This window comes from Streptomyces sp. NPDC003247 (assembly GCF_042888135.1).
GTDB lineage: Bacteria > Actinomycetota > Actinomycetes > Streptomycetales > Streptomycetaceae > Streptomyces.
This window is the reverse complement of sequence record NZ_JBIAPF010000008.1, coordinates 190,296-214,461: the sequence shown is the minus strand read 5'-3', so window position 1 is coordinate 214,461 and position 24,166 is coordinate 190,296. Positions and strand designations below refer to the sequence as shown.

Below are 24,166 nucleotides of genomic sequence, written 5' to 3'. Positions count from 1 at the left end.
GGCCACCGCGTCAGCCACCGGCCCGGTCCAGCGCCGACTGGAGCGACTCCTTGTAGCCCGCGCTGGTGTACGTGGCCCCGGACACCGCGTCGATGTCCGCGCTGCCGGCCGCGACGGCCGCCTGGTTGAGCTGGGGCACGGCGTCCGCGGTGACCTGGTCGCTCCGGCCGCCCTTGGGCGCCTGCACCGCCTCCGCCTTGGTGATCTTCCCGTCCGCGACGGTGATGCGGACCTGCACCGCGCCGTACTGGGTCTGGGCCGCGTCCCCGGTGAAGGTGCCGGACGCCTGGTCACTCCCGGAGCCCTGCGCCCCCGACTCCTGTGCTCCCGGCTCCGGCGACTCCGACTCCTGCGCCCCCTCCTGCGCCCCGGAGTCCTGCGACGACGACCCCGCGCTCGCGTTCGCCTTGTCGATCGCGGACTGGAGGGACTTCTTGTAGCCGGTGCTGGTGTAGGTCGCCCCGGAGACCGTGTCGATGTCGGGGCTCTGCCCGGCCACCGTCGCCTCGTTGAGCTGGGGCACGGCGTCCGCGGTGACCTGGTCGCTCCGGCCGCCCTTGGGCGCCTGCACCGCCTCCGCCTTGGTGATCTGGTTCTTGCTGACGGTGATGCGGACCTGCACGACCCCGTACTGGGTCTGGGCCGCGTCCCCGGTGAAGGTGCCCGTGACCTGGACGGTGCCGGACCCCTGGGAAGCGCCCGCGCCCGCCTTCACCTTGTCCAGCGCCGACTGCAACGACTTCTTGTAGCCCTCGCTGGTGTAGGTGGCCCCGGAGACGGAGTCGATGTCCGCGCTCTGCGCGGCGACCGCGGCCTGGTTGAGCTGGGGTACGGCGTTGGCGGTGATCTGGTCGCTCTGGCCGCCCTTGGGCGCCTGGACCGCGTCCGCCTGGGTGATCTTCCCGCCGGCGACGGTCAGCCGGACCTGCACGACCCCGTACTGGGTCTGGGCCGCGTCACCGGTGACCGTGCCGGTTCCCGCGGCCTGGGCACCGCCCTGGACCGAGGACTGCGCGGGCGCGGTGCCCGCCGCGGAGGCCGGGTCCGACGACGGCTTCAGCGCCAGCAGCAGCACGATCCCGGAGACGGTGGCGGCACCGGCGAGCACGACGCGCCGGAAGGGGTGGCTCTTCCTCATCGCTTCCTGAGCTCCTGATTCCCGTCGCTCACATCTCGAACGACTCGTGATGGATGCGGCGGGCGGGGACCCCGGCGCCGCGCAAGGCCTCGTACACCGACTGGGCGAAACCGTTCGGCCCGCACATGAAGACGTCGTGGCGGTCGATGTCGGGGATCTTCCGCTGAAGCGACTCCGCCGAGATGTCGGGGCGCTCCCCGTCGGGGCTGTTGACCGCGTACATCAGCCGCGCCCCGCGCTCGTCGGCGATCTTCGCCAGTTCGTCCCACAGGGCCAGGTCCTGGGTGCTGTTGGCCCGGTAGAGGAGGGTGATGTCCCCGGCCGCGCCCGGCAGCGTCTCGAACAGCGCCCGCATCGGGGTGATCCCGACCCCGCCGGCCACCAGCAGCACCTTGCCGCGGCTGCGGCGGGACGCCGTCATCGCGCCGTACGGGCCCTCGGCCCACACCTTCGTGCCGGGCTTCAGCCCGCGCAGGGCCGCGCTGTGGTCACCGATCGCCTTGACGGTGATCCGCAGCATCTCCGGGCGGGGCGCCGCCGACAGCGAGTACGGGTGGGAGCTGAACCGCATCCCCGGCGCCAGGAACCGCCACCGGAAGAACTGCCCGGCCTCCGCGCCCATCCGGTGCAGCCTGCGCCCGCCGATCAGCACCGACACGATCCCCGGCGTCTCCTCGATGACCGCCTCGACGTAGAGGCGGTGACGCAGGTTCAGCCGGAGCGGGGTGAGGACGCGGTACCAGACGACCAGCGCGGTGACCGACCCGTACAGCGCGTACCAGGCGGTCTTGGCGGCCGGCTGGACGGCGAAGTCGTTGCCCGTGGTGATCTGGTGCCAGAACGTCAGGAACACCGCGGCGTACGTCATCAGGTGGACGTGGTACCAGGTGTCGTAGGGCATCCGGCGGCGGACCGGGCCGATCGAGACCAGACCGATGACCAGCAGCAGGCCGGTGCCGAGGGCGGCCTTGCCCATGTCGGGCAGCTGGTTCACGGAGTCGACGGTCTGCTGGACGACGTCGCCGAGCGACTTGCCGGCCTGGAGCGCGTAGCCCCACATGATGAGGAACACGTGCGTGAAGGTGAGGCAGAGGGTGTACCGGCCGGTCATCGCGTGCCAGCGGGCGACCCGGTCCGAGCCCACCCGCCGCTCCAGGGCCGGCACCCTGGCCATCTGGAGGACGACCAGTGCCATCAGGTAGCCGGCGAGCAGGCCGGTGATGCGTCCCGCGTTCAGGACCCGGCCGGTGTCGTCCGCGATGGACGGCGTGTTGTCCCACCACAGCCACAGCACGCCCGCGGCACCCGCCCAGACGGCGAGCAGCAGCGGGACGGCCGGGGAGCGGCGCGGTCGGATGCGGCGCATCGTCTGGCGGCGGGCGGCACGGCCGCCGGCGATCGTCGTGGTCACGGTTCCTCCGTGGGTACGGACCCTTGACCCACGAATACGTGCCGGCACCGCGGAGTGTTCAGCCGCCCGCGGAGTCGAGGGCGGACTGGAGCGACCGGCGGTAACCGTCGCTCGTGTAGGTGGCCCCGGAGACCGTGTCGATGTCGGCGCTCTGCGCCTGGAGCGCCTCCGTCCGCAGCCGGGGCAGGGCGTAACTGTTGATCTCCTGGTCCCGAGGGTTGTCCGTGGGGTAGTCGACGGCGGTGACGTCGGTGAGCTTGCCGTTCTGGAGCGTCACACGGACCTGGACGGGGCCCCAGCGCGTCTGCGCGGAGTCGCCGGTGACGGTCGTGCCGCCGGCCGTCGAGCCGCTCGTGCCGCCGGACGGGGCGGTCGCGGGGGCGGGGACGGCGACGGCCGGCGTGTCGTGCGGCTTCAGCGACAGCAGCAGGACCATGCCGGAGACGGTGGCGGCGCTCGCCAGCACGATCCGCCGCAGCGGGCGGTTCTTCCTCAGCGCGTGCACGGGTGGGACCTCACAGTTCGAAGGACTCGTGGTGGATACGGCGGTCCGGCACCCCCGCGGCGCGCAGGGCCGCGTACACGTCCCGGGCGAAGCCGGGCGGACCGCACAGGTACACGTCGTGGTCGGCGAGACCGGGCACGCTCGCGCGCAGCGCCCCGGCGCTCAGGTCCGGCCGCCGCCCGTCCGGCCCGTTCAGCGCGTACCGCACCCGCCCGCCGCGCCACCGTGCCAGCGCCTCGAGCTCACCGCCCAGCGCGAGGTCCTGGGCCGTCCGCGCCCGGTAGACGAGGGTGACCTCGCCCGGCAGCGTCTCGAACAGCGCCCGCAGCGGGGTGACGCCCACCCCGCCCGCGATCAGCACCGCCCGGGGCGCCGTCCGCCGCTCGGCGGTCAGTGCGCCGTAGGGCCCCTCGGCCCACACCCGGGTGCCCGGCCGCAGCAGCGCGACGGCCGTGCTGTGGTCGCCGAGCGCCTTGACCGTGATGCGCAGCCGGTCCGGGCGCGGCGGCGCCGACAGCGAGTACGGCGTCGACGTCCACCGCAGGCCCCCGGTGAGGAACCGCCAGCGGAGGAACTGCCCCGCCCGCGCCCCCAGTTCGTCCAGCGCCCGGCCGCGCACGACGACCGACCACACGCCCGGCGCCTCCTGGTGCACGGACTCCACCCGCAGCCGGTGCCGCAGGTTCAGCCGTACCGGGGCGAGGATCCGGAACCACAGCACCAGCGCCGCCACCCCCAGGTACAGCGCGTACCAGGCGGCCCGCGCGGGTCCCGCCGTGAGGTCGGAACCCAGCTGGACCTGGTGGAAGAAGGCCAGGAAGACGGCCGCGTAGGTGAGCAGGTGGACGTGGTACCAGAACTCGTGTCCGACCCGGCGGCGCACGGCACGCGCCGAGGTGACGCCGACCACGAGGAGGATCAGCGTGCCCGCGGTGGCCTTCAGCATCTCCGGGTAGTCCAGGACCACCGTCGTCGTCTCGTGCAGGAGCGAGGCGCCGTCCTGGGCGGCATAGCCGGCGAGGATCAGCACGATGTGCGCGAGCAGCAGGCAGACCGTGTAGCGGCCCGCCATCGCGTGCCAGCGCGCCACCCGGTCGGAGCCGACGCGGCACTCCAGCAGCGGGACGCGGGCCATCAGCCCGACGAGCACGGCACACGCGTAGCCGCACAGCAGTCCGGCGATCCGCCCGGCGTTCGTCAGCCAGCCGGCCGTGCCGACCACCGACCCGGCGTTCAGCCACCACAGTGCCACCGCGGCCGCCGCCCCGGCCCACAGCAGGGCGAGCAGCGGTCCCGCGGGGGAGCGCCGGGCGGCGAGCGGCACGGCCGGCGTCGTCCGCTCGTACAGGGCGGTCATGGGTACGTCCTTTCTCCCGTCCGGCTCGCCACTGTGCGCGCCGAACCTCTCAGCACGCTCTGAGAAGGCGCCCCGCTGAGGAGACTCAGAGGGAACTCAGAGCCCCCGCGGGCGTCCGCGCACCCGGCGAGGGGCGATGCTGGAGAGGCCATGAACACCACGCGCTCCGGCCGCCCCGCCCTCACCCGCCCCGACGGCACCCCGCTGCGGGTCCTCGTCGTCGACGACGACCCCGACCTCGCGGAGGTGCTGAGCGGTGCGCTGCGCTACGAGGGCTGGCGGGTCCGCACCGCCGGCGACGGGGCCTCGGCGCTCACCGCGGCCCGGGAGCTGCTGCCCGACGCCGTCGTCCTGGACGTGATGCTCCCCGACACCGACGGCTTCGCCGTGCTGCGCTCCCTGCACACCGTGCGGCCCGACGTGTGCGTGCTCTTCCTCACCGCGCGGGACGCCGTGGAGGACCGTATCGCCGGCATCACCGCGGGCGGCGACGACTACGTCACCAAGCCCTTCAGCCTGGAGGAGGTCGTGGCGCGGCTGCGCGGTCTGCTGCGCCGCGCGGGCATGGCCCGGCAGCAGGAGGACGGCCCGCGGCTGACCGTCGGCGACCTGGTGATGGACGAGGAGGCCCACGAGGTGCTGCGCGCCGGCGAGCTGATCGAGCTGTCCCCCACCGAGTTCGAGCTGCTGCGCTTCCTCATGCGCAACCCGCGGCGCGTGCTCAGCAAGGCGCAGATCCTCGACCGTGTGTGGTCCTACGACTTCGGCGGCCGCGCCCATGTCGTCGAGCTGTACATCTCCTACCTGCGCAAGAAGGTCGACGCGGGACGCGAGCCGATGATCCACACCGTGCGGGGGGCGGGGTACGTCCTCAAACCGGTGACCCGATGACCTGCCCGGCCCGCCGGATCCCCCGGCCGCACACCCTGCGCGCCCGGCTCACCCTCGGGCTGGTGGTGCTGCTCGCGATCAGCTGTGCCGCCGTCGGCGTCGCCGCGGTCCTCGGGGTGCGGGCCTTCCTCACCAGCCGGCTCGACGAGCAGCTGACCGAGGCCGGCAACCGGTTCGCGGTCAGCCTGGAGCACGGCGGGGAGCCCGAGCGCGCCGACCATGACGGCGACGAGCACGGTGACACCCGGCGGCAGGCCACGGGCACCTTCGGCGCCCGGCTGGTGGACGGCACGGTGACCAACGCGGCCGTCGTCCGCACCACCGGCACCCTCGACGTCCGCCTCACGGACGCCGACCGGGAAGGGCTCGCCGCGGTCCCGCCCGACGGCCGCGGCCACAGCGTGGACCTCTCCGCCCTGGACGGCTACCGGCTGCTCGCCTCCCGGGGCATCGACGGCGACGTCCTGATCACCGGTCTGCCCCTGGAACCCGTCGAGGCCACCGTCCACCGCCTGGAACTGGTCGCCGGGATCGTCTTCGGGGCCGCCCTGACGGTGACCGGCGTCGCGGGCGCCCTGTGGGTGCGCTGGTCCCTGCGCCCGCTGAGCCGGGTCGCGGAGACCGCCGCCCGGGTGAGCGAACTCCCGCTGGCCAGCGGGGAGGTGGCGCTCCCGCCGCGCGTCCCGGAAACCGATCCGCGCAGCGAGGTGGGCCGGGTCGCCGGCGCCTTCGACCACATGCTCGGTCATGTCGAGGACGCCCTCACCAAGCGCCACGCCAGTGAGGAACGGCTGCGCAGCTTCGCCGCCGACGCCAGCCACGAACTGCGCACCCCGGTCGCCTCGGTCCGCGGCCACGCCGAACTCGCCCTGCTGCACCCGGGACCGGTCCCGCCGGAGGTCACCCGGGCCCTGGAACGCATCACCGCCGAGTCGACCCGGATGAGCGCGATGGTCGACGACCTGCTGCTCCTGGCCCGCCTGGACGCGGGCCGGCCGCTGGAGGCCCTGCCGGTCGACCTGACCCGCCTGGTCCTCGACGCGGTCACGGACGCACGGGCCACCGGCCCCGGTCACCGCTGGGAACTGGACCTCCCCGAGGCCCCGGTCACGGTGACCGGCGACGCGCACCGCCTCCCGCAGGTCCTGGCCAACCTGCTGACCAACGCCCGTGTGCACACGCCCGCCGGCACCAAGGTGACGGTCACCCTGGGCACGGACGCGAAGGAGGCCGTGCTCACCGTCCACGACGACGGCTCGGGCATCCCCGAGGACGTCCGGCCGGGCGTCTTCGAGCGCTTCACACGGGCCGACCGCCGCACCAAGACGGAGAGCGGCGGGGCGGGCCTGGGCCTGTCGATCGTGGCGGCGGTGGTGGAGGCGCACGGTGGAACCGTGGCCGTGGAGAGCGAACCGGGTTCGACGGCGTTCACCGTGCGCCTGCCGCTGCCCTGAGGCCGCCGGCCCCGGGACCGCGTGACGGCGGTGGCGCCCCGGTGGGTGACGCCGCCTCCCCCGGCGTCCTCCGCTCAGGCGCCCAGCGGGTTGAGCAGGTCCGCCCGCCCCTCGAAGGCGTGCAGCAGCAGGTCGGTCATCTCGAAGACGTCCTTGGCGCTGCGCGCCGGGTCGGGGCTGAGGAAGGGGCGCCAGAAGGGGTCGCGCACGATGGAGTGGCGGCTGCCCTCCATCGCCCGGTGGAAGACCTCGGCGACGATCTGCCCGCCGACGCCGGTCAGCCGCCCGCCGCCGTTCACCTCGGCCTCGCGCAGGATGTAGAACCACAGCGGGCAGTGGTCGACGAGCTCGGCCGCCAGGTCGCTGCTCAGCTGGGCCCCGGAACCGTTCGCGAAGTCGGAGGCGAGCAGCGGCTTGACGCCGAGTGCCTTGGCCATCTGCTGCCCGGTGGCGAGGCGGACCATGGTGCCCCGGGTGAGGTTGCGGAAGGCCAGGTTGAGCTCGTTGGTGTCCTCCGGCGCGTTCGGCCGGCTCCCGAAGGAGCCGAGCGGCAGTTCGGCGAGCGGGTTGACCAGCAGCGTGTCGATCCTCTTCGCCACGTTGGACTTGGCCGCCGGCACACCCAGGTCCGGCCGGCCGCCGGCCGGGAAGTCGAACAGCCGCCGCAGGTCGGCGATCCAGTTGGTGGGCAGCCGCTCGAACCGGCCGGCGTCCGGGTCGTCCGGGTCGTCGGGCGGCGGGGAGAGGATGCCGCTCGTGCCGCTGAACTGGAACAGCAGGCGCAGGGTGCCCGCGCCGTCGTCGAAGATCCGGTTCCAGTTGTAGGCCCCGCGGACCATGCTGTGGCCCAGCCGGTAGGCGGCCACCGAGAACTCGATCGGCATCGTGGGGCGGTCGTCCTCGCCGGCCCGGGGCTCGAAGAACCTGCGCCCTTGGGTGAACACCTGGTCCACGATGGCCGGGTCGACGATCCGGCCGAGGAAGTCGTGCCGCAGCATCCACTGGTAGTGCTTGACGACCGTCTCCCGGGCGGTCTCGAACAGCACCGCGCTCGAGACGCCCTTGTCGACGAGGTCGGCCACGACCCTGTTGTGGAAGCGGATGAACGCGGCGTGGATCTGGGCGACGGCCAGGTTCTCGTCGTTGCGCGGGTCCGGGATCAGCGGCCGGCGCCGCTCGGAGATCAGCGAGCCGACGCCCGCGCGGGGCAGGTCGAACCCGGTGAGGGACAGGCCGACCAGGGGGTCCGCGCCGGGGCGGGGCAGGCCCTGGGTGGTGCCGGTCCGCAGGCGCAGCCCGTCGTCCTCGTAGAAGCGGCGGTCGACGGGGTGGTCCGGTCCGAGCCCGTAGAGGCTGTCCAGGTCCAGTGCCGGGGAGCGGCCCTGGAGGAGCTGGTCGACGGTGACGTCCTTGCCCAGGTGGACGGCGGTGGCGTCCAGGGTCAGGTCGTGGTCGACGAACTGGCCGAGATAGGTGAAGCCGGCCGGGACCGCGGGGTTGTTGGAGTCGGGCTGGTTGCCGGCGGCGGTCATCGCCCCGGCGAGCGCCACGCGGGCGTCGTGGTCGAGCAGGTGCTCGGGCCGGGCCGGGGGCCCGAGACGGGAGAACCGGAACTTGCGCAGGGCGGCGAGGGACGACGCCTTGACCGGTGTCACCGGCCCGTCGCTCCCGTCGTCGGTGAGCACACCCTCACCGACGACGAAGAACGACGAGCGGACATGGCGTTTGCTCTGCGGTTCGCGTGAGGAGCGGAACATGTTTCCCCCATGTGTTCCTGTCGGCGCGCATGATGGCGCCCACGCTAGGTGACCCGAGCACCGGACGGGAGAATTCCGTCAAATACCGCAGTGATCCTATATTTCTGTACATTCAGTCAATCTGCGTAAACCGGGCAGGCGGGAGGGGGAGGGGGACGCCCGGCAGTCCGTCGATGCTCGTGGCGATGTGCTCCTTCTTCTCGAAGTACGCGCTGAGCGAGGCGTCGTCCTCCCGGGCGAACCGCTTCCCGTGCAGCTCGCGGTCCTCGTCGTACGTCATGAAGGGCACCGCGTACCCGCAGGTGTCCCGCACGAGTTCGGCGTGCACGAGGATGACCGCGCGCAGACCGTGCGGCGTCGGGTCGATGTCCGGGAAGTGGGTGAGGAGCGGGCCGAAGCGCGGGTCGTCGCGGAAGACCGGCTCGCCGCGGCCGTGCACCCGCACGATGTTCGGCGGGCCCTGGAAGGCGCACCACATCAGGGTGATCCGGCCGTTCTCGCGCAGATGCGCGACGGTCTCGGCGTTGGAGCCGGCGAAGTCGAGGTAGGCCACGGTGCGGTCGTCGACGACGGCGAACGACCCCTTCAGGCCCTTGGGGGAGAGGTTGACCGTGCCGTCGGCGGACAGGGGCGCGGTCGCGGTGAAGAACAGGGGCTGCTCCTCGATGAACGTACGGAGCCTGCCGTCTATGCGCTCATAGGTCTTTCCCATGTCCGGTGATTATCCGGGACTTTCCTTCGTTCGGCTGAGGAAATCTTGGGGTGGGGGCCCGGACACCGCGACGGCCGCCCCGGCCGGCGCTCCACGGGGCGGCCGCCGCGCCTGTCACGTCACTGGTTCAACGTGCAGGCGGCCAGGGCGTCGAGGCCTTCGGGGCGGGCGGCGGTGCGGCCGATGGCGATGGCGATGCGGTCGACGGTGGCGATGCGTTTGTCTTCGAGGGGGCCGAGGATGGCGTTCTGGACGAAGTTGGGGCCGCCCTGGCCGACGGTGTCGGCGAGGCGTTGGTTGGCTTCGGCGATCTGGGTGTCGAGCAGGGCGAGGTTGCGGTCGACCTCGGCCTGTGCGGTGGCCGGGACGGCGGGGAGCTGCGAGGCCACGTCCGGGCAGGTGATCGTGGAGACGCCGGTGCCGGTGTCGCCCGTTTCCCCGGCGTTCCCCGCGTCGTCCGCGTCGTCGGCTCCACCCGCCGACCCGGTCGCCGTGGCGCTCGGGGCGGCCGTGGCGCCGGCGCCGGCCGTGTCGAGGGTGCACGATGCCAGGGCGTCGAGGCCTTCGGGGCGGGCGGCGGTGCGGCCGATGGCGATGGCGATGCGGTCGACGGTGGCGACGCGTTTGTCTTCGAGGGGGCCGAGGATGGCGTTCTGGACGAAGTTGGGGCCGCCCTGGCCGACGGTGTCGGCGAGGCGTTGGTTGGCTTCGGCGATCTGGGTGTCGAGCAGGGCGAGGTTGCGGTCGACCTCGGCCTGTGCGGTGGCCGGGACGGCGGGGAGCTGCGAGGCCACGTCCGGGCAGGTGATCGTGGACGGGGAGGCGAGTGTCCTGGCGTCCGTGGCGCTCTTCCCGGACGACTCCCCGGCGAGGGCGGAGTTCACGACCACGGCGCCGGTCAGCGCCAGAGCGGCGGCGGCGCCGATGGCCGCCACACGACGCTTGTTGTACTTCGGAAGAGCCCTGGACATGCGGATGCCTCACTTGGGTCAGGGACGGGGGGACGGGCCGGCGCCGGCGGGTTCAGCGGTGAGTACGGGTAAGCGGTTGCCGGTGTTCAAGGGCTCCGTGAAAAGTTCGCCGGGAGCGGTGCGTCCGGGGGGCGGGCCCGAGCCGGGGCCTGATTGACGAATCATGCAGAGTTCTGCATACTCATGCATGCATGCCAGTTGTACGGTGACGGCAGGTGGAACGGGGCACCGTCCGAGCGGATCCGGACACCATCCAGGCGGATCATCCACACCCCTTGCGAGGAGCAGCACAAGTGAGCAGCAACAGCGGTGACGTCCGGCTCTGGGGCGGCCGTTTCGCCGACGGTCCCGCCGAGGCCCTGGCCAAGCTGTCCGCGTCCGTCCACTTCGACTGGCGGCTCGCGCCGTACGACATCGCCGGTTCGCGCGCCCACGCGCGCGTGCTGCACAAGGCGGGTCTGCTCGCGGACGACGAGCTGACGGGCATGCTCGCGGGCCTGGACCGGCTCGAGGCGGACGTGGCGGACGGCTCCTTCACCGGCACCGTCGCCGACGAGGACGTGCACACCGCCCTGGAGCGCGGCCTCCTGGAGCGTCTCGGCCCCGACCTCGGCGGCAAGCTGCGCGCGGGACGGTCGCGGAACGACCAGGTCGCCACCCTCTTCCGGATGTACCTGCGGGACCACGCCCGGATCATCGGCGGCCTGATCGCCGAGCTCCAGGACGCGCTGATCGGCCTGGCGGAGGCCCACCCCGACGTGGCGATGCCCGGCCGCACCCACCTCCAGCACGCCCAGCCGGTGCTCTTCGCCCACCACGTCCTCGCGCACGTGCAGTCCCTGTCCCGGGACGCCGAGCGGCTGCGCCAGTGGGACGAGCGCACGGCGGTCTCGCCGTACGGCTCCGGCGCGCTCGCGGGGTCGTCGCTCGGCCTCGACCCCCAGGCGGTCGCCGAGGACCTCGGCTTCGAGCACGGCAGCGTCGGCAACTCCATCGACGGCACGGCGTCCCGCGACTTCGTCGCCGAGTTCGCCTTCATCACCGCGATGATCGGCGTCAACCTCTCCCGGATCGCCGAGGAGATCATCATCTGGAACACGAAGGAGTTCTCCTTCGTCACCCTGCACGACGCGTTCTCCACCGGCTCGTCGATCATGCCGCAGAAGAAGAACCCGGACATCGCCGAGCTGGCGCGCGGCAAGTCGGGCCGGCTGATCGGCAACCTGACGGGCCTGCTGGCCACCCTGAAGGCGCTGCCGCTCGCGTACAACCGTGACCTCCAGGAGGACAAGGAGCCGGTCTTCGACTCCTGCGACCAGCTCGAGGTCCTCCTGCCCGCCTTCACCGGCATGATCGCCACGCTCACCGTCCACCGCGAGCGCATGGAGGAGCTGGCCCCGGCCGGCTTCTCGCTCGCCACCGACATCGCCGAGTGGCTGGTCAAGCAGGGCGTGCCGTTCCGGGTGGCGCACGAGGTCGCCGGCGAGTGCGTGAAGGCCGCCGAGGCCGAGGGCAAGGAGCTCGACGAGCTCACCGACGAGCAGTTCGCGAAGATCTCCGCCCACCTCACCCCCGAGGTGCGCTCCGTCCTCAACGTCCCCGGCGCCCTCGCCTCCCGCGACGGCCGCGGCGGTACCGCGCCCAGCGCGGTCGCGATCCAGCTGTCCGAGGTCAAGCGGAACGTGGCGGCCCAGCACGCATGGGCGACGGCGAAGAAGAAGAGCTGAGGCAGCAAGCGCCCTGCAGCGGGGACACGTGTCCTGAAGGAGCGTGGGGGCAAGCGCCCTGAAGGGGCGCGGGGAACTGCGCGACGAGCCACGACGATCCCGCACTCGCCACAGCACCGCGGCGACCGGGGCCACCGCGGCGACCACGGCGACCACGGCGACGGGTCTCTCGGACGAAGGTCATCGCGGGTTACGTTGGTCGAAGCCGTACCGGACCGACCGAACGGAGCCCGCGATGCCCTTCGCCCGCCTCGCCTCAGCGACGACCCCCACCTGCCACCTCGGACTGGGTCTCGCCGCCGTCGGCCGCCCCGGCTACATCAACCTCGGCCGGGACCGCGACCTCGGCGAGGACCGCAGCGTCGAGGCGCTGCGCGCCCGCACCGGCGAACTCCTCGACGCGGCCTACGCCCAGGGCGTCCGCTACGTCGACGTCGCCCGCTCCTACGGCCGTTCCGAGGAGTTCCTCGCCGACTGGCTCCGGGCCCGCCCCGACGTCGACGACGTCGTCGTCGGCAGCAAATGGGGCTACACCTACACCGCCGGCTGGACCACCGACGCCGAGCGGCACGAGGTCAAGGAGCACGGCCTCGCCACGTACGAGAGGCAGCGCGCCGAGACGGCCGGACTGCTCGGCGACCGGCTCGACCTCTACCAGATCCACTCGGTGACCCCCGACAGCCCGGCCCTCACCGACAAGGAACTCCACGCGAAGCTGGCCGAGGCCGCGGCCGGGGGCCTCACCATCGGCTTCTCCACCAGCGGCCCCGCCCAGGCCGACGCGATCCGCGCCGCCGTCGCGATCACGGTCGACGGCGCCCCCCTCTTCCGTACCGTCCAGTCGACGTACAACGCGCTGGAGACCTCCGCGGGACCCGCCCTCGCCGAGGCCCACGCGGCCGGACTGACGGTGATCGTCAAGGAGGGCATGGCCAACGGGCGTCTCGCGGAACCGCACGCGCCGGACGCCCTGCGGGCCGTCGCGGCCGGGACCGGCCTGGGCTGCGACGCCGTCGCCCTCGCCCTGGTCCTCGCACAGCCGTGGGCCGGGGTCGTCCTCTCCGGCGCCGCGACCACCGCCCAGCTCGCCTCCAACCTGCACGCGGCCGTCGTCGACCTCGACGAGGAGCAGCGGGCCGCGCTCGGCACGCTGGCCGAGGAACCGCAGGCCTACTGGGAGCGCCGCGGCCGGCTGCCCTGGCACTGAGCCGCCCCGGACACACCCTTCTCTCGCGCCACCCTTCTCTCCAGCACCCTCCCCTCCCACCGCCCTTCTTGAGACTCGCATGCCCATAGTGAGACATAGATGTCTCACGTGGGCTACTCTTGTCTCATGGCTGTCGACCGAGACCACGTGCTGCGCAGCGCAGCCGCCCTGCTGACCCGCAAAGCCACCGCGACCATGGACGAGGTCGCCAAGGCCGCCGGGATCAGCCGCGCCACCCTGCACCGCCACTTCGCCGGGCGGGACGCGCTCGTACGGGCGCTGGAGGCGCTGGGCATCGCGGAGTGCGAGGCCGCGCTGGACGCGGCCCGGCTCGACGACGGCCCGGCGCGCGACGCCGTCAGCCGCCTCGTCCGCGAGCTCGAACCCGCCGCCGGACTGCTGTCCTTCCTCTACACCGAGAGCCAGCTGTTCGAGGGCGAGGGGCAGAACGAGGGCTGGGACCGGCTCGACGCGCGGATCGCCGCCCTGTTCCGGCGCGGCCAGCAGAACGGCGAGTTCCGCATCGACCTCACTCCGGCCTGGCTCACCGAGGCCCTCTACGGCCTCATCGCCTCCGGCGCCTGGGTCGTGCTGAGCGGCAAGGTCGCCGCCAAGGACTTCCACCACATGATCACCGAGCTGCTGCTCGGCGGCGCACTGCGCCACCCCGCACCACGGAGAGAGGAACCATGACCAGCACCCTGCGGCCGGCCGGAACGACGGCGGAGGTGAGGCGTCCGGGCCGCTGGCTCGCGCTCTCCGTCCTCGTGCTCGCCGTGCTGCTGGTGGCCGTCGACGCGACTGTCCTCGGTCTCGCGACCCCCTACATCAGCGAGGACCTCCAGCCCACCGGCACCCAGCTCCTCTGGATCGGCGACGTCTACTCCTTCGTCATCGCGGGCCTGCTCGTCTCGATGGGCAGCCTGGGCGACCGCATCGGCCGCAAGCGGATCCTGCTCGGCGGCGCCACGGCGTTCGGCCTGATATCCGTCCTCAACGCCTACGCCGCGACACCGGAGGCGATGATCGCGGCGCGGGCGCTGCTCGGTGTCGCCGGCGCGACCCTGATGCCCGCCACCCTCGCCCTGATCCGCAACCTCTTCCACGACCCGCGCGAGCGCAGCCTCGCCGTCGGCATCTGGGGCGCCACCGCCTCCGCCGGCACGGCCGTCGGCCCCATCGCGGGCGGTTTCCTGCTGGAGCACTTCTGGTGGGGCTCGGTCTTCCTGATCAACCTGCCCGTGATGGTCGTCCTGGTCCTCGTCGGCAGCAGGCTCCTGCCGGAGTCCAGGAACCCCGAACCCGGCCCCTGGGACCTGCCCGGCGTCGTCCTGTCGCTGACCGGCACGATCGGCGTGGTCTACGCGGTCAAGGAGGCCGCCACCCACGGCCCCACCTGGGACGCCCTCACGGTCGGCGTGCTCGGCGCGGCCGCCCTGTACGGCTTCGTGCGCCGCCAGCTCACCCTGCAGGCCCCGCTGCTGGACGTGCGGCTGTTCCGCAACCGGGGCTTCAGCGGTGCCGTCCTGGCCGATCTGCTGACCGTGCTCGGGATGTCCGGCCTGGTCTTCTTCCTCTCCCAGTACCTGCAACTCGTCCAGGGACGGGGCTCGTTGGAGGCGGGTCTGGCCGAACTGCCCGCGGCGATCGGCGCGGTGGCCGCCGGTCTGGTGGCGGGCCGGGCGGCGCGCCGGTTCTCGGTCCGCGCGGTGGTCTCCGGCGGCCTGGCGGCCGTCGGCCTGGCCCTGGCCGCGCTGACCGTTCTGGACCGGTCCACGGGCTACCCGCTGCTGGGAGGCGCCCTCCTGGTCGTCGGCCTGGGCGCCGGCTTCTCCTTCACGGTGACCGCCGACGTGATCCTGTCCTCGGTCCCCAAGGAACAGGCGGGCGCGGCCTCCGCGGTGTCCGAGACGGCGTACGAGCTGGGCGCCGCCCTGGGCATCGCCGCGCTCGGCTCGATCGTGACGGGCGTGTACCGGGGCTTCACCGCGCCGGCGGGCACCCCGGAGGCGGCCCACGAGTCACTGGGCGGCGCGGTCGAGGCGGCGACGGCCATGCCGGCGGCCGGGGCCCGGGAGATGCTGACCTCGGCGCGCGAGGCGTTCGTCGACGGACTCTCCGTCGCCGCCGGCCTGGGCGCGGTGGTCCTGCTGGTCACGGCGGTCGCGGCATGGTTCCTGCTGCGGAACGCACGGCTGGAGAGCCGGCCCTGAAGGGGAGGCCGGGCCGGGGAGGCGGCCGAGCTGGGGAGGCGGCCGGGCTGGGGAGGCGGCCGGGCCGGGGAGGCAGCCGGGCTGGGGAGGCGGCCGAACTGGGGAGGCAGCCGGGCCGGGGAGGCAGCCGGGCTGGGGAGGCGGCCGAACTGGGGAGGCAGCCGGACCGAGGAGGCGGCCGGGCCGGGGAGCCGGCCGAGCTGGGGAGGCGGCCGAGCCGAGGAGCCGCCCGGCCGCCGGAGGCCTACGCCGCCTTCGCCTTGGTCGCGTACATGTCCACGTACTCCTGCCCCGACAGCCGCATGACCTCGGTCATCACCGAGTCGGTCACCGCCCGCAGCACGTAGCGGTCACGGTCCATGCCCTCGTAGCGGGAGAACTCCATCGCCTCACCGAAGCGGACGGTGACCCGCCCCGGCCGGGGCATCCCGGCACCGCCCGGCTGGAGCTTGTCCGTGCCGATCACCGCGAAGGGGACGACGGGCGCCCCGGTCATCAGCGTCAGCCGGGCGATGCCCGTACGGCCGCGGTACAGACGTCCGTCGGGCGACCGGGTGCCCTCGGGGTAGATGCCGAAGATCCTGCCCTCCTCCAGCACCCGCCGGCCGGTCGTCAGCGCGGCCACACCGCCGCGGCCGCCGTCCCGGTCCACCGGGATCATGCCGACGCCGGTGAAGAACCACGCCATCAGCCGCCCCTTGAGGCCCTTGCCGGTGACGTACTCGTCCTTGCCGATGAAGAAGACCTGACGGTCGCACACGAGCGGCAGGATCACCGAGTCGATGAAGGTGAGGTGGTTGCCGGCCAGGATGACGGGACCGTCCCCCGGGATGTGCTCCGCGCCTTCCACACGGGGGCGGAACATCAGGCGCATGATCGGTCCGAGCACTGCCTTGATGAGCGCGAAGCGGGACAACGAGCCCTCCGATGTCAAGGGATAGCGGTATGAGTCTGTGCAGGTGAGGACGATACTCGCGGCGCCCCTGGAACCGCACATCGGGTTCACCGAGGTCTTACGTACTGTTGACGTACGTTTACCTGAACGGACGCCCCGTCCCCGGTCCGTCACACGGACGGACCGGTGTGACGTATCTCGCGGCCGAGGCGGTCCCGGGGCGACGCGGACCGTCGCGGCCCTCGCCCCACCGGGCCCGGCACGTCCGCCCGCCACCCGGTACGGCACGCCGCCACCCGGTGCGGCCCGCCGTCCGGTGCGGCCCGTCACCCGCCGCGGCCCGCCGCCCGGCGTGCGCGGCGCGCCGTGTCACCGGGCGCGGAAGCGCTCGACGCCGTACGACGGCGAGCGCCACCGCGGCCCGGGCCGGCCGGTCCCGGCCCGCTCCGGCCGACACCGAGCGGCTACCCCGCCCCGCCCCACCGAATCCGACGGACCGTCACGACAGCGTCGGGAACCGGCCATCTCCCGTCACTCGCCCGTTCGGGCCGGAGCCTCCCTTCGGTCATGTGGAGGCCCCTACGATCTGCGCGCACGACACGAGCCGACGGCAGGGAGGCCCCATGGGAACGCGCGAGTCGCAGGAGTCGCGGAAGTCGCAGCACGCTCCGGAGTCGAACGACCGGGCGAGCGGAACCGGACGGCGGGCGTTCCTCGGAGCGGCCGCCGTCCTCGGGGCCGGCGGCACGGCGCTCGGCCTGACCGGCACCGCCCGGGCCGCCGGGACCCGGACCGCCGCCGCCGGCGGCGGCAAGGGCCTGAAGAGCCTGCCCGTGCCGACGATCATCGGGCACCGGGGGGCCAGCGGCTACCGGCCCGAGCACACCCTCGGCTCCTACCAGCTCGCCCTCGACCTCGGCGCCGACATCGTCGAGGCCGGCGACCTCGTGCCCACCAAGGACGGCCACCTCGTCTGCCGCCACGAGCCCGAGATCGGCGGCACCACGGACGTCGCCGACCACCCCGAGTTCGCCGACCGGAAGACCACCAAGGTCCTCGACGGCGTCTCCACCACCGGCTGGTTCACCGAGGACTTCACGCTCGCCGAGCTGAAGACCCTGCGCGCGACCGAACGCATCCCGGCCAACCGCCCGCACAACACCCTCTACGACGGCCGCTGGGAGATCCCCACCTTCGAGGAGGTCCTCGCCTGGCAGGACGAGCAGACCCGGGAGCGCGGCCGGCAGGTCTGGATCTACCCCGAGCTCAAGCACCCCACCTACTTCCGCAAGCTGGGCCTGGGCCTGGAGGAGCGGGTCGCCAAGCTGCTGCGCCGGGAGGGCAAGGACGACAGGAACGCGCCCGTCGTCCTCCAGTCCTTCGAACCGACCAGCATCCAGCGCCTGAACAAGCTGGTCGACAACCCCCTCGTCGTCCTCCTCTCCACCGCCGCCACCCGCCCCTGGGACTTCGTCGAGACCGGCGACCCGCGCACCGTCGCCGACCTCGTCACCCGCAAGGGCCTGCGCGAGATCGCCGGGTACGCCCAGGGCATCGGCCCCACCCTCGACCTGGTGATCCCGAAGGACGCGAACGGCCGCCTCACCACCCCGACCACCCTGGTGAAGGACGCCCACGCGGCCGGCCTGATCCTGCACCCCTACACCCTGCGCAACGAGAACCCCTTCCTGCCCGCGGAGTTCCGCAAGGGCACCGACGCGGACGCCTACGGCGACGTCTTCGGCGCCTACCGGGCGTACTTCGCCACCGGCATCGACGGCGTCTTCACCGACCAGCCCGACACCGGCCTGCTGGCCCGCGAGGACCACGTCAACGGCTGACCGACCCGTTGGGGTGACGAACCGGCCGCCCGGGCAACCCCGGCCCGGGCGGCCGCGTCGTGCCGCACATGACGCACGACCTGCTCGCCGCCCTGCGCCCGCTGCTCACCGCGGAGGCCTCCGCCGAGGCGCACGCCACCGGAACCGAGCCCGCCGACCTCGAACAGGCCGTCTGGCTGCGCCTGCTGGAACACCTCGCCACCGACGGCCGGCCGCCCCTCGACCCGCACCGCTGGCTGCGCGGCGCCGTCCGCGCCGAGTCCCGCCGCGCCCGCCGCACCACCCGCCGGGAACGGCCCTACGCGACCGATCCCGCCGACGACGGCGACCACGGACCCGAGCACCTCGCCCTCACCGCCGCCCGCCACCGCGCCCTGCGCGACGCCGTGCGCCGGCTCCCCGGCCGCTGCCCCCGGCTCCTCCAGGCGCTGCTGTCGCCGCGGGACCTCACGTACCGGGAGATCGCGGGGGAGTTGGGTATCTCACAGGGCAGCCTCGGACCGGAACGTTCCAGATGTCTGGGATGTCTGCGGCGTCTGCTCGCACCGGAGGTTGCGCCCCGCGAAGTGCGGGGATAGGAGTGAAGGACCACGAGCGATCAGGTGAGCGGGAGGCGTGCGCACATGGGCATGAGCGTGACCATCTCGGTGGCGACCGAGCAGGATGCCGAGCAGATCTTCAGGTTGCAGTACCTGTGTTTCCAGAGCGAGGCGGCCCTCTACGGCAACTACCGCATCGCCCCCCTCGTCCAGACCCTCGACTCGGTCCGCCAGGAGCTCGCCTCCGACTGCGTGTTCGTGGCGCGGCTGGGCGACGAGGTCGTCGGCTCGGTCCGCGGCTCCCTCACCGAGGACGGCGCCGCCGCCATCGGCAAGCTCTGCGTCCACCCCCGCCTCCAGGGGCACGGCATCGGCGCCCGGCTGCTGCGCGCCGCCGAGTCCGCCCTCGCCGAGGAACGCGGCGCCACGCGGTTCCGCCTCTTCACCGGCCACCGCAGCGAGGGCAACCTCCGCCTCTACCGCCGCGTCGGCTACGAGACGGTCGGCACCTCCCAGGGCACCGACGGCGTACCGATGATCGTCCTGGAGAAGGCGGCCGGGACGTACGTGGCTACGGCGTGACCGTGCGCGACCTGCGCAGCCAGTACAGCGCCGTCAACGGCAGCAGCACCGGGATGAACACGTACCCCATCCCGTAGTCCGACCACACGGTCGAGTCGGGGAAGGCCGACGGCTCCACCAGCGTCCACGTCCCGACCACCAGCACCCCCGCGAGTTCGGCGGCGCAGCACACCTGCGCCGCCCTCCGCGCCGTCTCCCCGCCCCGCACCAGCGAGTACGTGATGAAGCCGTACACGATCCCGGCCAGCGCGGACAGCGAGTACGCCAGCGGCGCCCGGTCGAACTCCGTGGCGATCTGGTACGCCGACCGCGACACGGCCCCGACCACCATCACGCCGTAGAACCACACCAGCACCAGCCCCGGCCCTCCGATGAGCCGCGCCGGCTTCTCCTCCACGGCCGCCATCTCAGCCTCCCCAGATGTCATAGAGCCGCACCTCCAGCACGGCGAGCACCACGCCGCCGGCCGCGACCGTCACCGAACCCCAGCGCGTCCGCTCGGCCAGCGACATGAACCCCGCCGCCGGCACGCACGCGAACGCCCCCAGCAGATAGGCCACGAAGATCGTCGTGCCCTGCGCCGGGTCCTCGCCCCGCGCCAGCTGCACGATCCCGATCACCAGCTGCGCCAGCGCCAGGACCGAGACCACGGCCATCCCGATGAAGTGCCAGTCCTTCGTGGGCTGATCACGGTAGGCCGCCCAGCCGCACCAGGCGGCCAGCAGCAGCGCGGCGACACCGGTCACCAGCGTCAGGACATCAAGCATGCAGCGACTTTATTACGGCGTGACCGGCGCCCCGTGGTCGGCCCCGGGCCCCGCCGCCGCGCCGCCCGCGCCCTCGGCGCGAGGACCGTGGCGTTGGCCACAGCCCACCGGCCCGGCGGTCCGGCGCCGCCCCGCTGTGAAAGAGCTGTCAGCCCCGTCCTTCCTGGTCAACGACGGGAGGGGAGATCTCCGAGGGCGTCCGGGGCACGTCCGTGGCCGTCCGTGATGCGGACGATCAGGCCCTGTCAGGACCGTACGTCTGGTTTACTGATCGCATGACCACCACGAGCAGCCGCACCCTTGCGACCGAGGCGACCCCGACGCCCGGTGCTCGTTGTACGGGTCGAATGTGCGCCTTTTAGAGGGCCCCTGCACCACCCCGGGTTCGCGCCCCGAAGCGAGCCGCCGTGGCACATCGGTACGCCGTGAGCCGTACGCGTCCCGAGCCGCGCCCCGCGCACCAGTTCTCCCCCCGGTTCGATCGCCACCGCGAGGACCGTGCCGCGTCCCTGACCGAATCTCCTCCGTGCCCGGGCACACCCACGCCCGCGCACTCGACAGTGACGGAAAACCAGTGATCACCACATCGGGCCTGACGAAGATTTATCGGGCTGACCGCTCCCGCAGCCGTGAGGTCACCGCCCTCGACGGCGTCGACCTGCACGTCCGCGAAGGCGAGGTCTACGGCGTCATCGGCCAGTCCGGCGCCGGCAAGTCCTCGCTCATCCGCTGCATCAACCTGCTCGAGCGCCCCACCGCCGGGACGGTCACCGTCGACGGACAGGACCTCACCGCCCTCGCGGGCCGCGGACCGCGCGCCGGCCGTGAGCTCCGCCAGGCGCGCAGCCGCATCGGCATGGTCTTCCAGCACTTCAACCTGCTGTCCACGCGGACCGTGCAGGACAACGTCGAGCTGCCGCTGGAGATCCTCGGCAGGTCGGGCCGGGAGCGCTCCCGCAAGGCCCTCGAACTGCTCGACCTGGTCGGCCTCGCCGACAAGGCCAAGGCCTACCCCGCCCAGCTCTCCGGCGGCCAGAAGCAGCGCGTCGGCATCGCCCGCGCCCTGGCCGGCGACCCCAAGGTCCTGCTCTCCGACGAGGCCACCAGCGCCCTCGACCCGGAGACCACCCGCTCGATCCTGACGCTGCTGCGCGACCTGAACCGGCAGCTGGGCCTGACCGTCCTGCTCATCACGCACGAGATGGACGTGGTCAAGAGCATCTGCGACTCGGCCGCGCTCATGGAGCAGGGCCGCGTCGTGGAGTCCGGCACGGTCAGCGAGCTGCTCGCGACGCCCGGCTCGGAGCTCGCCGCCGCGCTCTTCCCGGTGAGCGGCGAGGCCGCCGGCGAGGGCCGCACCGTCATCGACGTCACCTTCCACGGAGAGTCCGCGACCCAGCCGGTCATCTCCCAGCTCGCGCGCACCTACAACATCGACATCTCGATCCTGGGCGCCGCCATCGACACCGTCGGCGGCCTCCAGGTCGGCCGGATGCGCATCGAACTGCCGGGCCGCTACGAGGACAACGTCGTACCGGTCGGCTTCCTGCGCGAACAGGGACTCCAGATCGACGTACTGGGCGCTTCGCACGAGGAGTCCCCGCTGGTGAAGGACGGTGCCAAGTGACCTGGTCCGAGATGCAGCCCCTGCTCGCGCAGGCGTGTTGGGACACCCTCTACATGGTGGGCTGGTCCACCCTCATCGCCGTCGTCGGCGGCCTCCCGCTCGGCGTCCTGCTCGTCCTCACCGACCGCGGCGGCCTGTTGCAGAACGTCGTCGCCAACAAGGTGATCGGGCAGGTCGTGAACATCGCCCGCTCCATGCCGTTCATCATCCTCATGGTCGCCCTGATGGGCTTCACCCGCTCGATCACCGGCACCACCATCGGCCGCGAGGCCGCCATCGTGCCGCTCGCCATCGGCGCCATCCCGTTCTTCGCCCGCCTGGTCGAGACGGCCGTGCGCGAGGTGGACGGCGGTCTCGTGGAAGCCGTGCAGTCGATGGGCGGCAACACCTGGACGATCGTGCGCAAGGTCCTCGTACCGGAGGCCCTGCCCTCGCTGATCGCCAGCACCACCACCACGATCGTCGCCCTCATCGGCTACTCCGCGATGGCCGGCACGGTCGGCGCCGGCGGCCTCGGCGACATCGCCATCCGCTACGGCTACCAGCGCTTCGAGACCGAACTGATGTGGATCACCGTCGCGATCCTCGCCGTCGTCATCTCGCTCATCCAGTTCGCCGGCGACTACGCGGCCCGCTCCCTGCACCGCCGCGGCGGCCGCTCGGGCCCCGCCCCCAAGCTGCGGCTCCTCAAGGTCAAGGAGCCCGCGGCCGCCGACATCGGCAACGTCGCCTGACCCGTCCGCCCGGATTCCCCGCACACCCGCAGCGGGGTCGCATCACCCTCAGGAAAGGCACTTTTCGTGCGTAACACCGCCAAGATCACGACCGCCGTCCTCGCCGCCGGAGCCCTCACCCTCGGACTCACCGCCTGCGGTTCGGACAAGGACTCCGCCTCCGACACCAGCGGCCCGCTGATCGTCGCCGCGAGCCCGGTCCCGCACGCCGAGATCCTCGACTACGTCAAGGAGAACCTGGCCGAGAAGGCCGGCCTCGACCTGGAGGTGAAGGAGTTCACCGACTACGTCACGCCGAACACGGCGACCGAGGACGGCTCCGTGGGCGCGAACTACTTCCAGAACCAGCCGTACCTCGACGACTTCAACAAGAAGAACGGCACCCACATCGTGCCCGTCGTCACGGTCCATCTGGAGCCGCTCGGCCTCTACTCCAGCACGGTCAAGAGCGTCGACGACCTGAAGAGCGGTGCGACCGTCGCCGTCCCGAACGACACCGTCAACGAGGCACGCGCGCTGAAGCTGCTCGCCGCGAACGGGATCATCACCCTCAAGGACGGCGCGGGCACCTCGGCCACCCCCGCCGACATCACCAAGAACCCCAAGGGCCTGAAGTTCAAGGAGCTGGAGGCGGCCCAGACCCCGCGCTCCCTGGACGACGTGGACGCCGCCGTCATCAACGGCAACTACGCCATCGAGGCCGACCTCAAGCCCGCCGAGGACGCCCTCGTCCTGGAGTCCGCCAAGGACAACCCCTACGGCAACTTCCTCGCCGTCAAGGAGGGCAACGAGGACGACCCGCGCGTCAAGAAGCTCGCCAAGCTGCTGACCTCCGACGAGGTCAAGAAGTTCATCGAGGACAAGTACGCCGGCTCGGTCATCGCCTCCTTCTGAGGCACCGGCACCGGCACCGGCACCGTCGCGAGGCGATCCCGGCCGCTTCGGGCCGGCTCCCCCCGCGCACCCACGGCATCCGCGCACACCCACAGGGTCCGCTCCTTCACAGGGAGTGGACCCCGTGGTGCGTCGCGGTGCTTTCATGCTGCATGCTGGGCAGTTCAGCAGGCCTGACGGTCGAACAGGCCGGGCCCCGACGGTTTCGAAGGTTACGGAGCGGCGCATGACGAGCACCTTCCCCACCATCTCCATCAGCACGGAGCGGTTGGTGCTGCGTCCCCTCGACGAGGACGACGTGCCCGCCCTGGCCGAGATGATGAACGACGAACAGGTCACGGCCTGGACGGCGGTTCCCCAGCCCTTCTCCGAGGCCGGAGCCCGCACCTGGATCACCGAGTACGCCCCCGCCGAACGCACCGCCGGCCGTGGCCTCGACCTCGCCGTCACCGAGTTCCTCACCCAGCGGCTCGTCGGCGTCATCCAGCTCGGAAAGACGAACTGGCACGTCCGCTCCACCGAGCTGTCGTACATCATCGCCCCCTGGGCGCGCGGCGAGGGCTACGCCTCCGAGGCGGCGCTCGCCACCGCGCAATGGCTGTTCACCGACCAGAAGTTCGAGCGCATCGAGGTGCGCACGGCCGCCGACAACACCGCCTCCCAGCAGGTCGCGCAGAAGATCGGCTGCATCAGCGAGGGCGTCCTGCGCAACGCCTGCATAGCGCGCGCCCGCGCCGAGGACGGCACCTGGAACGAGGTGCGCACCGACTTCATCGTCTGGAGCCTGCTCCCCGAGGACCTGGACGGCGCCGGGGAGCAGCTCTCGGACGACGGCGGCTTCACGTCCTACGCCGACTGGAACTGACCTCCGGCCACCCCACCGCCGCCGCCCGGGCCCACCCGACCAGGTACTCTCACGGAGCCCGCCGCCTGCGTAGATTCCC

23 protein-coding genes are annotated in these 24,166 nt (G+C 72.5%); 13 read left to right on the top strand and 10 right to left on the bottom strand.

The genetic code is table 11. The features are described 5' to 3' along the window. Positions 1 to 10: 10 nt before the first annotated feature. From ACFYWQ_RS27200 to ACFYWQ_RS27185, 4 genes are read right to left on the bottom strand one after another with little or no spacing between them, the layout of a single operon-like run. Positions 11 to 1,138, bottom strand: coding sequence for an FMN-binding protein (locus tag ACFYWQ_RS27200; RefSeq protein WP_389519745.1), 1,128 nt, complete (start codon positions 1,136 to 1,138; stop codon positions 11 to 13). Positions 1,139 to 1,166: 28 nt separating this feature from the next. Continuing rightward, positions 1,167 to 2,549, bottom strand: a complete 1,383-nt coding sequence (locus ACFYWQ_RS27195) for a ferric reductase-like transmembrane domain-containing protein (RefSeq protein ID WP_389519743.1) — start codon at positions 2,547 to 2,549, stop codon at positions 1,167 to 1,169. A gap of 58 nt (positions 2,550 to 2,607) precedes the next feature. After that, positions 2,608 to 3,054, bottom strand: coding sequence for an FMN-binding protein (locus tag ACFYWQ_RS27190; RefSeq protein ID WP_389519741.1), 447 nt, complete (start codon positions 3,052 to 3,054; stop codon positions 2,608 to 2,610). Positions 3,055 to 3,064: 10 nt separating this feature from the next. Next, a complete protein-coding gene (locus ACFYWQ_RS27185; RefSeq protein WP_389519739.1) occupies positions 3,065 to 4,411 on the bottom strand; it encodes a ferric reductase-like transmembrane domain-containing protein in 1,347 nt (448 codons plus the stop codon). Between the two features lie 150 nt (positions 4,412 to 4,561). Between ACFYWQ_RS27185 and ACFYWQ_RS27180 the strand changes: the two genes are divergently transcribed. Continuing rightward, entirely contained in the window at positions 4,562 to 5,302 is a 741-nt protein-coding gene (locus tag ACFYWQ_RS27180; protein WP_389519737.1) for a response regulator transcription factor, read from the top strand. Then, positions 5,299 to 6,756 (top strand): sensor histidine kinase, encoded by a 1,458-nt coding sequence (locus tag ACFYWQ_RS27175; RefSeq protein ID WP_389519735.1) that lies wholly within the window; start codon positions 5,299 to 5,301, stop codon positions 6,754 to 6,756. The genes ACFYWQ_RS27180 and ACFYWQ_RS27175 overlap by 4 nt, the downstream gene beginning before the upstream one ends. A gap of 74 nt (positions 6,757 to 6,830) precedes the next feature. Here ACFYWQ_RS27175 and ACFYWQ_RS27170 read toward each other — a convergent pair whose 3' ends face one another. The 3 genes from ACFYWQ_RS27170 to ACFYWQ_RS27160 all read right to left on the bottom strand — a co-directional run bounded on the left by ACFYWQ_RS27170 (position 6,831) and on the right by ACFYWQ_RS27160 (position 10,196). Then, complete coding sequence (locus ACFYWQ_RS27170) at positions 6,831 to 8,513, bottom strand: heme peroxidase family protein (protein WP_389519734.1); 1,683 nt, start codon at positions 8,511 to 8,513, stop codon at positions 6,831 to 6,833. A gap of 112 nt (positions 8,514 to 8,625) precedes the next feature. Then, positions 8,626 to 9,225 carry a pyridoxamine 5'-phosphate oxidase family protein gene (locus ACFYWQ_RS27165; RefSeq protein WP_385072754.1) on the bottom strand — a complete coding sequence of 200 codons (600 nt, stop codon included), beginning with the start codon at positions 9,223 to 9,225 and terminating at the stop codon, positions 8,626 to 8,628. A 119-nt stretch (positions 9,226 to 9,344) separates the two neighbouring features. Next, positions 9,345 to 10,196, bottom strand: coding sequence for a hypothetical protein (locus ACFYWQ_RS27160; protein WP_389519732.1), 852 nt, complete (start codon positions 10,194 to 10,196; stop codon positions 9,345 to 9,347). A 293-nt stretch (positions 10,197 to 10,489) separates the two neighbouring features. On the opposite strand from ACFYWQ_RS27160, the gene argH reads away from it, so the two are divergent. From argH to ACFYWQ_RS27140, 4 genes are all read left to right on the top strand, one after another. After that, complete coding sequence (argH, locus tag ACFYWQ_RS27155) at positions 10,490 to 11,923, top strand: argininosuccinate lyase (RefSeq protein ID WP_389519731.1); 1,434 nt, start codon at positions 10,490 to 10,492, stop codon at positions 11,921 to 11,923. A gap of 235 nt (positions 11,924 to 12,158) precedes the next feature. Further along, positions 12,159 to 13,130 carry an aldo/keto reductase gene (locus tag ACFYWQ_RS27150; protein WP_389519729.1) on the top strand — a complete coding sequence of 324 codons (972 nt, stop codon included), beginning with the start codon at positions 12,159 to 12,161 and terminating at the stop codon, positions 13,128 to 13,130. A gap of 126 nt (positions 13,131 to 13,256) precedes the next feature. Continuing rightward, on the top strand, positions 13,257 to 13,823 hold the full coding sequence (locus ACFYWQ_RS27145; protein WP_389519727.1) for a TetR/AcrR family transcriptional regulator: 567 nt from the start codon (positions 13,257 to 13,259) through the stop codon (positions 13,821 to 13,823). Further along, a complete protein-coding gene (locus ACFYWQ_RS27140) occupies positions 13,820 to 15,343 on the top strand; it encodes an MFS transporter (RefSeq protein ID WP_389519725.1) in 1,524 nt (507 codons plus the stop codon). Before ACFYWQ_RS27145 ends, ACFYWQ_RS27140 begins: the two co-directional genes overlap by 4 nt. A 244-nt stretch (positions 15,344 to 15,587) precedes the next feature. Here the strand turns inward: ACFYWQ_RS27140 and ACFYWQ_RS27135 are convergent, their stop codons facing one another. Beyond that, positions 15,588 to 16,259 (bottom strand): lysophospholipid acyltransferase family protein, encoded by a 672-nt coding sequence (locus ACFYWQ_RS27135; protein WP_389520074.1) that lies wholly within the window; start codon positions 16,257 to 16,259, stop codon positions 15,588 to 15,590. 602 nt (positions 16,260 to 16,861) lie between these two features. On the opposite strand from ACFYWQ_RS27135, the gene ACFYWQ_RS27130 reads away from it, so the two are divergent. From ACFYWQ_RS27130 to ACFYWQ_RS27120, 3 genes are all read left to right on the top strand, one after another. Further along, positions 16,862 to 18,079, top strand: a complete 1,218-nt coding sequence (locus ACFYWQ_RS27130) for a glycerophosphodiester phosphodiesterase (RefSeq protein ID WP_389519723.1) — start codon at positions 16,862 to 16,864, stop codon at positions 18,077 to 18,079. Positions 18,080 to 18,147: 68 nt separating this feature from the next. Beyond that, a complete protein-coding gene (locus tag ACFYWQ_RS27125) occupies positions 18,148 to 18,657 on the top strand; it encodes a sigma-70 family RNA polymerase sigma factor (RefSeq protein ID WP_389519721.1) in 510 nt (169 codons plus the stop codon). Between the two features lie 45 nt (positions 18,658 to 18,702). Then, positions 18,703 to 19,200 (top strand): GNAT family N-acetyltransferase, encoded by a 498-nt coding sequence (locus ACFYWQ_RS27120; RefSeq protein WP_389520072.1) that lies wholly within the window; start codon positions 18,703 to 18,705, stop codon positions 19,198 to 19,200. Here the strand turns inward: ACFYWQ_RS27120 and ACFYWQ_RS27115 are convergent. Then, positions 19,190 to 19,606, bottom strand: a complete 417-nt coding sequence (locus tag ACFYWQ_RS27115) for a hypothetical protein (RefSeq protein WP_385072831.1) — start codon at positions 19,604 to 19,606, stop codon at positions 19,190 to 19,192. The genes ACFYWQ_RS27120 and ACFYWQ_RS27115 overlap by 11 nt on opposite strands. A gap of 1 nt (position 19,607) precedes the next feature. Further along, complete coding sequence (locus tag ACFYWQ_RS27110; protein ID WP_389519719.1) at positions 19,608 to 19,967, bottom strand: hypothetical protein; 360 nt, start codon at positions 19,965 to 19,967, stop codon at positions 19,608 to 19,610. Between the two features lie 574 nt (positions 19,968 to 20,541). Here ACFYWQ_RS27110 and ACFYWQ_RS27105 point away from each other — a divergent pair. The 4 genes from ACFYWQ_RS27105 to ACFYWQ_RS27090 all read left to right on the top strand — a co-directional run bounded on the left by ACFYWQ_RS27105 (position 20,542) and on the right by ACFYWQ_RS27090 (position 24,087). Beyond that, complete coding sequence (locus ACFYWQ_RS27105) at positions 20,542 to 21,594, top strand: methionine ABC transporter ATP-binding protein (RefSeq protein ID WP_389519717.1); 1,053 nt, start codon at positions 20,542 to 20,544, stop codon at positions 21,592 to 21,594. Further along, positions 21,591 to 22,328 (top strand): methionine ABC transporter permease, encoded by a 738-nt coding sequence (locus tag ACFYWQ_RS27100; RefSeq protein ID WP_389519715.1) that lies wholly within the window; start codon positions 21,591 to 21,593, stop codon positions 22,326 to 22,328. Before ACFYWQ_RS27105 ends, ACFYWQ_RS27100 begins: the two co-directional genes overlap by 4 nt. Before the next feature lie 66 nt (positions 22,329 to 22,394). Further along, entirely contained in the window at positions 22,395 to 23,222 is an 828-nt protein-coding gene (locus ACFYWQ_RS27095) for a MetQ/NlpA family ABC transporter substrate-binding protein (protein WP_389519713.1), read from the top strand. Positions 23,223 to 23,448: 226 nt separating this feature from the next. Then, complete coding sequence (locus tag ACFYWQ_RS27090) at positions 23,449 to 24,087, top strand: GNAT family N-acetyltransferase (RefSeq protein WP_389519711.1); 639 nt, start codon at positions 23,449 to 23,451, stop codon at positions 24,085 to 24,087. Positions 24,088 to 24,166 lie beyond the last annotated feature (79 nt).